The following is a 9316-nucleotide window of genomic DNA, read 5'->3' as shown; positions in this document are numbered from 1 at the left end:
GTGAGGGAGTGGGTTCCGAAGTCATCGAGGATGAGCAGTTGCGCGCGGGTGAGTTTGTCGATGAGGCGTGGATTGTGTTGAAGAAGTCGGTGATTAAGCCGGGCGTTCTTTTCGCCGCGACGAGTTGCGATTGGGTCGAGGCGGCCTCCTTGCCCTAAGTGGCTGGGATTGGTGTCCGCGTAGTGCAGATCTTGGCCAATTTCCTGAGGTTCTGGGCGATGGCTGCGTGTGGAACTCATCGCGGGCACCACAGGGGCGGCGCAATCGCAGTCTTTCGAGCTTCAGGATGCGCTTGAGGTGCGCGAACAGCATCTCCACCTTCTTCCGTTGATAGCGTGAGGTTTGGGAGGCGTCGGTCTTGGCGATGTCGCGGGCCATGTCGCGCGCGCCCTCATAGATCGAGCGCAGCACTTTGCGCGCCGGCTCCAACGTCATCGTGAGAGGCCAAACTGCCAGAACGGCGCAGCCGAGAACCGACCGTTTAAATCCGCTCCCGAAAACTGTCCGGGATTTAGCGGAATCGCTGTCCGCGAATTACTGAAATCACTGTCCGGGATTTAGCGAAAAGAATGTCCGGGAATTGCCGAAACACGCACCAGCGCGCTGTCGTTTTGGGATTGGAGAAACCACTAAGCCAATAGGATCATGCCGTGGCGACGCGAGCGTTGCCGGCCCGCAAGACCTTTCTCGCGCCTGCGTTGGCCGCTCTCATCCGGCGCCCCGGTAAGTGCGGCATAGCGAGCGACGGCTCTCCGATCACGCAGGCCACGTGAGAGAATCTCATTCACCAGCATGTCCGCAGTCTCGATACCGACACCGATGATCCGCGAAAGAAGGCGAACCATTGCGACCGGACCCTTCTCCGTGTCCGAAACGACCGAGAGCTGCCGCAACCGCTCCTGTTCGATCTCGTGCATTTGTTCACGCAACAGGTGAAGCCGTCCGAGATTACGGCGCAACTCGGCTCGGCTTCCTTCTGGCAGGGCATACCTTCTGCCATACGCAGAGCTTCCAGTTTCAGATTGGGTTTGAAGGTGCGAATGCCGAAGCGAGCGAGGATTGCCTTGATGGGGTTGACGATCCGTGTACGTTCGCGGACGAGATTGTCTCGTTCACGGTTCGGACTCAGGGCCTCCTCCTCATTGATGGTTGGGATGGCTGCCATGCTGCAGTGGCGCTTTTCTCCCCGCAGCCAGCCAAGAAAGGCGCGCATCGGCAGTTCGGTATCGAGGCGATCGGTGTTGGCACGCCGATGTTCGCGGGAAACCGCTACGCTCGATGGATGTAGGACATAAGCCTCGACAGCGTGCGCCTGGAGCCAGCGCGCCAACCAAAAGCCGTCGCGTCCAGCCTCATAGGCGACAACGATGCGCCGGACTTCATGCCCGGCTTGGATGGCTTCGCTGTGCCAGCGGCGCAACAGCCTGAGCATCGAATCCGGGTCGGCGTCGAGCTTTTTGAGAGGGTTACGTTCAAACGTTCAAAGCCAGGGACCGTCGCAGCAATGAGCCACTTTGTCTGGCTCATCTCAATCACTGCAACCAACGTGCTGTCTTGATCAAGGTGGTAAGGGATTTGCTTGCATCAAAGGGTGGTGACATGGGGGCGCTCCTTGGACAGCTGCTCAACAGCGCCGAGGGTGCCACGCTCGCCGCCGCCCATAGCATCTAAAGCGCTATCGAGGGCACGCTCGCGAGCGGCTTCGCTACCGCAGAGCTAATACTACAGTTGCGGATCAGTTGATTTGGTGATTCCCTTCGCGAGGTTATGGAGGGAATCATGTCTGTCGCTTCGTGGTCGGGGTCATTTGTTGGCTTGGGAAGAGGATCTCACAGCGCTGAAGGCGCGGGTTGGGCGGGTGCTTCCTCGTCGTGAGCTGCGGGAGACGGGCGCAGATTTCCTTGACGGCCTTCTTTCCGGTATTGAGCGCAGACCGGCTGGCTGATGGCAGAGCAATCCGGAGCGGAGCGACCTTATCGGATGCAAGCGCTGTTGGGGCGCAGCCACTGGGACGCGGACCGGCTGCGGGACGAGGTTCGCGATTATGTGGTGGAGACGTTGGGCGATGCGGATGGCGTCTGATCGTCGACGAGACGGGATTTGTGAAGAAGGGCGATTATTCCGCCGGTGTCGCGCGTCAGTACTCGGGAACGGCGGGGCGGATCGAGAACAGCCAGATCGGCGTGTTCTTGGCTTACGCGAGCCGCTACAGCCAAGCGCTGGTCGATCGTCGGCTTTATCTGCCGGAGAGCTGGACAAAGGATCGGACGCGGTGTGCCAAGGCGTGGATTCCGGAGGCGGTGGCATCGCCACATGAGCCTGTGCATGCCGCCCTGGCGTTCCTCTCCAAGCCATCGGCCGATCTTCGCCGCAGCGCATGGAGCAAACCGAACGAAACGAGTCCAAAGGAACCAATCGCCGCCTGATCAGGATGGCTGCCCTCGTCCCGAGCGTCCCAGAGATCCGCTATCTCCTCGCCCGCACCCCTCATTTTCCCACCGACACAAAAGCCCTCCATCATCGCCTGGTCGCTATGGCGACGACGACATCAGGCCGCAGCCGCGATCTCACACTACAAACGGCGTGTGCATGCGCAACTGTAGTACCAACCACCTGTAGGGACGCGACCGGACTCAACCGCATCCACCCGAGTGCACGATACATTGCGAAGGGCCGACCGACCGTGGTGAGGTGTACTTTGGTCTCAAAAGATCTCAACGCCCGCGCGGAGGCGTGGCTTGCAGAATACGACTTACGAGGCGTGGCTACTTAGATCAGCAACCCGCCCGGTACAAATTCCGTCCCATTTCGACAAGGCTGAGATCGCTGCGTGCACTATTCGGGTGCAGGCGCCTGGGCCATTGCCTCTGGCAGAACGGGAAGCAGGATTAACTCTGTTGAGAAGAGGTTTGCGACTAGGATTGCGGCGTCGAGTTGGTCGATCCGTAGCCCCCTCGCTCCCACCGGTTATTGCGCCCTCTCCTTCGCACCGAATTAGCAAGCGCTGGTCGATACCCCGCGACCGGTAGCGGAGATACGCGTCCTGGTGGTGGCGGTCGAGCGCATTCTGGTTCCTGTAAATTAACCGTGCCAACGGATGAGTTCGTTCACGGTTTCGCTTCGGTCTCGATGTACGCCATGCCCTGCATTGTTCAGCAGGTGGAAGTCCGAATTCCTGATCAGCTTCGCCAGCCTCAGCCCCTGGTCTGCCGTCACGGTGGAGTCATTCTTTGACCAAATAATCAGCGTCTTCGCCCGGAGCCCATCAAGGTATGGGAAGATGTATTTTTGCTGTAGTACTACATAAAGACGCATGTCGATCTCTTCTTCCGGCAAGTTCCGGAAAATCTCGTATTGTCCGCGCGCTACATCCCGCCGATAGGCCTTTTGGATGGCGCTTTCCAAATCCTGCCCAAAGGCGCGGGTGGAGCTTCGCCACTCGGCGATGCATTCTTCTTCGCTCGGCATCGGGTCAGAATAGTTGTAAGATTGCCGGCAAGCCTGCATCCAAGCTTCATCACGGTCGTCTCCAAATGGCGGTGATACAGAGTTGGCAGTCAGCAATACCAATTTGGAAACAAGATCGGGACGCACAATCGCGACCCGCGCGGCGACGAATGATCCTTCTGAATGGCCGACTAGCGTAATCTGCTTCAGCCCCAATGCTTCGATGAAGCCAATCACGTGATCCACACGGCCGAGCCGGTTAATATATTTGCGATCGGCTGGATAGTCGGTCCCACCGAAATGGAGTTGATCAACGGCGATCACCCTAAATTGATCCGAAAGCCCGTTCAGCTGCCGAACAAAAGAAACTCTTCCATCTACGAAGGGGCCGGCGCCATGTAGACATATAATTGGCTCCCCTGTACCACTCTCGTAATACGACGTCGTGATACTACCAACAGATACACGGTGTTCAGCAATCATTATTTTCCATGTCCTCAGCAAAGTCCGCGCCGGGCCGCTCGCCGGAGCGGACCGTCCGGCCCTTCCTATAGACGAATAGCGCTCAAATAGAACCTATAGATGAATAGCGCTCAAATAGAAGTATACTGTTCAAACCGGTGCTTTGCGCTATTTATCCCTTTAGTAACGCAGGAATTCGTCGATTCCTGGCAATCGGCGCACACAAGCGGCGGCTGACGGTCGCCTGCTACACCGTCAGTATTCAAGGGGAATCAAATGGACACCTAGCAGGCTGTTGAAAAAGTGGCTCGCAGCGAGGCTGTGAGCGTGATTCAGTGTCTCCGGAGAGATTCGGAGCACGAGGCATGCGCGGCGGAGACGAACGGTCTGGCGAACTGTTCAGTTATGTTGATCTCGAGGCTCGGGTGCGGCGCGATCATCCGTTGCGCCGCATTCGGGCAATTGTGAACGAGGCACTGGCGGCGTTGGAGCGGGACTTGGCGGCGCTGTATTCGCCGATGGGGCGGCCTTCGATCCCGCCGGAAAAGCTGCTGCGAATGCTGCTACAGGCGTTCTACTCGATCCGCTCGGAGCGGCTTTTGATGGAGCGGCTGGAATACGACCTTCTGTTCCGCTGGTTCGTCGGCATCGGCATCGATGACGCGGCCTGGGACCATTCGGTGTTCTCAAAGAACCGCGACCGGTTGCTGGAAGGTGATATCGCGGCGAAATTCTTAGGCGCAGTGCTGGCGCAGCCTAAGGTGAGGAAGCTTCTGTCTACGGACCACTTCTCGGTCGATGGCACACTGATCGAGGCGTGGGCATCGATGAAGAGTGTCAAACCGAAGGACGGCTCGGGAGAGCCGCCGGCTGAAGGGGGCGGGCGAAACGCGGAAGCGGACTTCCATGGCCACAGCCGCTCGAACGACACACATGCCTCTACCACCGATCCGGATGCCCGGCTCTATCGCAAGGGCAAAGGAAAGGAGGCCAAGCTGTGCTTTATGGGACATGGCTTGATGGAGAACCGCCATGGCCTGCTGGTCGACGCCTGCCTGACACTGGCCGACGGACATGCTGAGCGGGTGGCCGCACTGCACATGATCGAACCTCGAGCGGAGCGGCCACAGGCGATCACGCTCGGCGCCGACAAGGCCTATTACGCGGAAGACTTCGTCAATGAGCTGCGCTCGATGAGGGTGACGCCGCACGTGGCGCAGAATATGAGCGGCCGCAGTTCCGCGATCGACGGGCGCACGACGCGGCATGGCGGCTATGCCGTCAGCCAGCGCATCAGGAAGCGCATCGAAGAGGCATTCGGTTGGATCAAGGTCGTGGCCGGCCAGCACAAGACCAGGTTCCGCGGTCGCGACCGTGTCGGATGGGCCTTCACCTTCGCAGCCGCTGCCTACAATCTGGTGCGACTGCCAAAGCTCATGGCGGAGACCGGCTGATGGCCAAGGTTCCCAGCTTCGCCAAGGCTTTTGCCGGCCGCTGGCGCATCGTCGAGATGGATGTTTGGGATAACGACTTCCTCGATCTCGTCGAGGAAGCGCATCTGACATTCAAAGGCTCGGCGGATGGCGAGATCGCCTTCGGCGCACTCAAGGGCTTCCTCGATGTCCGATATGGCACCCGCGATGGCTCAGCCTGCGCGGAATTCTCGTGGCAGGGACATGATGAGAACGACCCAGCCTGTGGCCGCGGCTGGGTTGTCTTTGGCACTGCAGGCCGCCTCGTCGGCCACTTCTACATCCACAACGCCGACGATTCAGGCTTGGTTTGCGAAAGAGCCTGACTTCTTCAACGGCCTGCTAGACGCAGGGGCGCCGCGCCAGTGCGGGATGACTTGCTTGCCGCTCCGACCGGTTCCAAAAAGAACCTGACCGCCGAAACCAGCGTTTGCTGCAAAACGGAGAGCTGAAGGGAGCATCTCGGTGCTAGATGACAACGATATCTGGAGCGTATCCATCCGGCGGAGAACTCGGCACCCTCGGCCAGGCTCAGGCCGCTTGTTTGCCGGCCTCGCGCCGGTCGCTCGGCAGTCCGGGCGATGGGCCGGCCACGCCTTCATCCGCGGCGGGCGGGCCAATGTCCGGCAGGCACTTTACACGCCCGCCCTCGTCGCATGCGCTTTAATCCCGATCTCAAGACTAAATGCAATCAGCTCAGAGCGGCAGGCAAAGCCTCAAAGGTTGCATTCCCCGCCATCATGAAGGCTCATCGTCCTCGCAAACGCCATGCTCGGGGATGATCAAAACTGGACTCCATCCCTTCCTTGACTAGCACGGATACTCTAGCCTGATAAAAATAGAAACCAATCTGCTGCGAACGCCCGATTTGAAGTCGGCCATCCCGCGGGTCCCGCTACTGACCCGCCAACATCATTTCTGCCGGCTGACGCACTTGTGGCGATGAATCGTTTCAGCGTGCCTGCCACCGAACCCTGAGGCGGCGGTCGACCCGCGAACAGAACAATGCATCGCCCTGAGCCCCCCGCGTGCAGAGCCGCAGCACCGCCTTCGTCCCGGCTCACGCTGTGTCATCAGGATCTGTTCTTCCGTTCGAGGCTTCAATTCCGTCAGCAGGAAGGTAATTGGCCGCACACCGTTCCTGTTCGCCAACGGGCGGGAATGGGGTGATGGACAAATCTATTAAGTCGACGGCACGCCGAAGTATTTGCTTCGTCTGAGCAAGGCTGGGCGAAGCGGCTATGACATGTCCGATGCGGTCTCGATAATCGCCTTTCCTTACGATCAGCGTCTTAGGTTTAACATAAATCATGACCTCGGCGACACCAGAGATAGCCGCCCACCGACTGTGATCATCGACCCAATCGAGGGTGCCGTCGTTAGCAGGAAGTAGGTATCCCGCAGCCGCAGCGTGCGAGTGCCGTGTGCCCAAGTCCCATTCGTTGCCAATGACAAGCTTGATGTGCTCGGCGATCATGTCGACGCCGCAAGCCAGCCGAACCAGTTCAGGATCGGCCCCGCAAACTAGACGCGGGTTGACTTCGATAACTACTGGGCCATGCCCCGTCCACCGGAATTCTATGTTCGTCGGTCCCCAGCCAAGGCCGAGAGCTCGCAAACATCGCAGCGAAACATCGGCGATCCTCTCGCGATCATCATCGGTCAGCGGCGCCGGATAAGACACCTCACGAAAGACGAAGTAGGGTGGGGGACCGAACTCACCGGAGCCAACGGCAATGAGCTCATTTCCCATCAGATGAGCGCAATAGAAGGGGCCGTCTGCGAACTCTTCGATCAGTACCCTTGGCGAAGACTGCCATACGTGCTTCCCGCTGAACAGATAAGTCGTATGTTCGGCTAACTCATCGAAATTGCGGCACAATCGAACGCCGTGGCTTCCGCTGCCTACCGCCGGCTTTAGAATCACTGGCAGGCCGATTTCTGCGGCAGCGACGTCTACCTCCGCCAGAGTCGCTGCCAAGCGATAAGCAGGGATTGAAACTCCTGCCTCCGCAAGGAGCTGACGTTGAGTAAATTTGTCGCAGCATCGTTCAATCGATGCAGAGTTCGGTCCCGGTAGGTTGAAGTGCCGGCAGAGCCTGCCAACTGTTGCATACACGTCTTCTAAGGCGCTCGTAATGCCAACAATGTCATAGCTCTCACGCAGACGGGAACATTCGCGAATTAGTGCATCAACATTGTCGGTGTCGACGCGGATTGCCTCCACGCTTTCCGCCGCGATATAGTCGTACCGACCTGGATCAGCCGATAAAGTAATTGGATGAAGACCAAGACGCCGGGCCGCTTGGATGAACCGCAGCCCAGTGCTTATGGTACCTTCAACAAGAATGAGCGCTCTTCTTTCCATTGGTTGACCTCCGTTCGCGGCCCTGCGCGGCGTTCTGAACCTAGATCGGCATCCGCGCTTCTTCAGCCGCGCGTGACCTCAGACCTTTGCGACCGTACCACTTGCAGCGATTTGCAGCTGTGAAGATTCTGTCAAGATTGTTTGAAGTGTCTATCGTTCTATCGTTGAGGGCCGCGATCTTTGAGCGCGCTCTTTGTAGGGCATGCCAGTTCCACGGCAGAAGATCATGAAGGCGGGTCGGCAGGTTGTCGGCGATGGGCCCTACTCCCTGATCACGATGGCACTCTCGAGTGGTTCGACAGCGACTGGCGGGCGGCGACTATGTCAGGTGTACCTCGAGGAGGAAAAGGACACACCGCGTCCAAACCGGGAGCGCAACAATCTCGTCCGCTATCGTAGATCGCATCAAGGCAATCCTCGCCCGCCCCGGAAAGCTGCAGAGAAGCTCGTTCTGCGTACGGCTGAAAGGAATGCCCCCGCCGAAGAGAGGCCGAGCCGGTGGCGCCGTAGTCTCGCCCGGCATCGCTAAAGGCAACCTGCACCAAGATCGACCTTACCGTCCAGACCAGCGATGCCGTTGTTAACCATGCCACGCAGACTGATTTGCGATTAGCCCGGATATCTCACACTGTCTTCCGGCGTATGTCTGTGCGCGGCATATTTGCGAGGGCATGAGTTGCGCGCAAGGGCTGTCGCCGCTCGAAGCGGTCGTTGTGGTTCGGCGATATCCTTGTTGTTGACGGGAGGGGTGGATCCGGGCGCTCAGATGGCGGCTGCCGATAGTCTGGCGTAGGTCAGGGCCCACTCGCGCTGGAAGGGGCAGGCCGAGTTCATGGCCAGCCTGATACGGCGCACCGAGACGCTGACCCGGGCGCCGATCTTGAACAGCTTGCGGCGGATGGTGGCGCAGCTTGCCCTGGCGAGGCGGGTGTTGGCCAGGCCGATGCGGCGCAATGCGCGGACCAGCACATAGGCCATCGAGGCGAACCAGAGCCTGAGCTGGTTGGCCCGCGTGGTGGCGGCCGAGGTGCGGTCGGCGAACAGATCGAGCTGGCATTCCTTGATGCGGTTCTCCATCTCGCCACGGGCACAGTAGAGGTCTTCATAGAGGCTCTGTGCCGGCCTGGCCTCGGCGTCGAGCGAGGTGACGACGAAGCGCGGGTTGGCCTCACCTTGCGTCCATTCGGCCTTGGCCACGACCCGGCGCCGGCGGCCCCAGCTCTTGCGCGTGGACCACAGGAAGTACTTGAAGCGGCGGGCGGGCCGGCTGGTGAGGGAGCTCTCTGCTCTGGCCTGCTCCAGTTCAGCCGCGATGTGCCGAGCCAGCCGGACATTGCGGGCCAGGCCGAACAGGTAGTCGACGGCGTTCTGCTCGCACCAGGCCATCAGCTCCTCACGGGCGAAGCCGGAATCGGCGCGCAGCACGATGCGCAGCTTGGGCCTCGTCGTGACCCTCGCGGCATCTCTGGTGGCGGTTATCCTGGGGCTGATCGTCGGCCTGATCCGGATCTCGCCCCTTTGGCCGCTCCGCTGGTTCGGCGTCGCCTATATCGAAGTCTTTCGCGGA

General features: G+C 59.6%; 7 protein-coding genes and 3 pseudogenes. 4 read left to right on the top strand and 6 right to left on the bottom strand.

The annotated features are described in order from the left end of the window. Window positions 1-154: 154 nt before the first annotated feature. The 3 genes and pseudogenes from EOA60_RS08040 to EOA60_RS38815 all read right to left on the bottom strand — a co-directional run. A pseudogene (locus tag EOA60_RS08040) lies at window positions 155-423 on the bottom strand (transposase); the annotation flags it as partial. A gap of 206 nt (window positions 424-629) precedes the next feature. Further along, window positions 630-794, bottom strand: coding sequence for a hypothetical protein (locus tag EOA60_RS38820; RefSeq protein WP_245479155.1), 165 nt, complete (start codon window positions 792-794; stop codon window positions 630-632). Further along, window positions 785-1432 (bottom strand): hypothetical protein, encoded by a 648-nt coding sequence (locus EOA60_RS38815; protein WP_245479158.1) that lies wholly within the window; start codon window positions 1430-1432, stop codon window positions 785-787. The genes EOA60_RS38820 and EOA60_RS38815 overlap by 10 nt, the downstream gene beginning before the upstream one ends. 462 nt (window positions 1433-1894) lie before the next feature. On the opposite strand from EOA60_RS38815, the pseudogene EOA60_RS08030 reads away from it, so the two are divergent. Then, a pseudogene (locus EOA60_RS08030) lies at window positions 1895-2276 on the top strand (transposase); the annotation flags it as partial. Between the two features lie 805 nt (window positions 2277-3081). On the opposite strand, the gene EOA60_RS08025 reads toward EOA60_RS08030, so the two are convergent. Then, window positions 3082-3855 carry an alpha/beta hydrolase gene (locus EOA60_RS08025; RefSeq protein ID WP_245479154.1) on the bottom strand — a complete coding sequence of 258 codons (774 nt, stop codon included), beginning with the start codon at window positions 3853-3855 and terminating at the stop codon, window positions 3082-3084. A 419-nt stretch (window positions 3856-4274) separates the two neighbouring features. On the opposite strand from EOA60_RS08025, the gene EOA60_RS08020 reads away from it, so the two are divergent. The 3 genes from EOA60_RS08020 to EOA60_RS08010 all read left to right on the top strand — a co-directional run bounded on the left by EOA60_RS08020 (window position 4275) and on the right by EOA60_RS08010 (window position 6125). Further along, window positions 4275-5363 (top strand): IS5 family transposase, encoded by a 1089-nt coding sequence (locus EOA60_RS08020; RefSeq protein ID WP_127334793.1) that lies wholly within the window; start codon window positions 4275-4277, stop codon window positions 5361-5363. Next, window positions 5363-5707, top strand: coding sequence for a hypothetical protein (locus tag EOA60_RS08015; RefSeq protein WP_127334792.1), 345 nt, complete (start codon window positions 5363-5365; stop codon window positions 5705-5707). The genes EOA60_RS08020 and EOA60_RS08015 overlap by 1 nt, the downstream gene beginning before the upstream one ends. 139 nt (window positions 5708-5846) lie before the next feature. Next, entirely contained in the window at window positions 5847-6125 is a 279-nt protein-coding gene (locus EOA60_RS08010) for an IS110 family transposase (RefSeq protein ID WP_245479152.1), read from the top strand. 316 nt (window positions 6126-6441) lie between these two features. Here the strand turns inward: EOA60_RS08010 and EOA60_RS08005 are convergent, their stop codons facing one another. After that, window positions 6442-7749, bottom strand: a complete 1308-nt coding sequence (locus EOA60_RS08005; RefSeq protein ID WP_127334791.1) for an acetyl-CoA carboxylase biotin carboxylase subunit family protein — start codon at window positions 7747-7749, stop codon at window positions 6442-6444. A gap of 762 nt (window positions 7750-8511) precedes the next feature. Beyond that, window positions 8512-9195 (bottom strand): annotated as a pseudogene (locus tag EOA60_RS08000) (IS1380 family transposase); the annotation flags it as partial. Window positions 9196-9316 lie beyond the last annotated feature (121 nt).

The sequence above is a fragment of the Mesorhizobium sp. M1A.F.Ca.IN.020.06.1.1 genome, from assembly GCF_004023265.1.
Taxonomy (GTDB): domain Bacteria; phylum Pseudomonadota; class Alphaproteobacteria; order Rhizobiales; family Rhizobiaceae; genus Mesorhizobium.
Note: the sequence above shows the minus strand (reverse complement) of the source record. Positions and strands in the feature narration are given on the sequence as shown.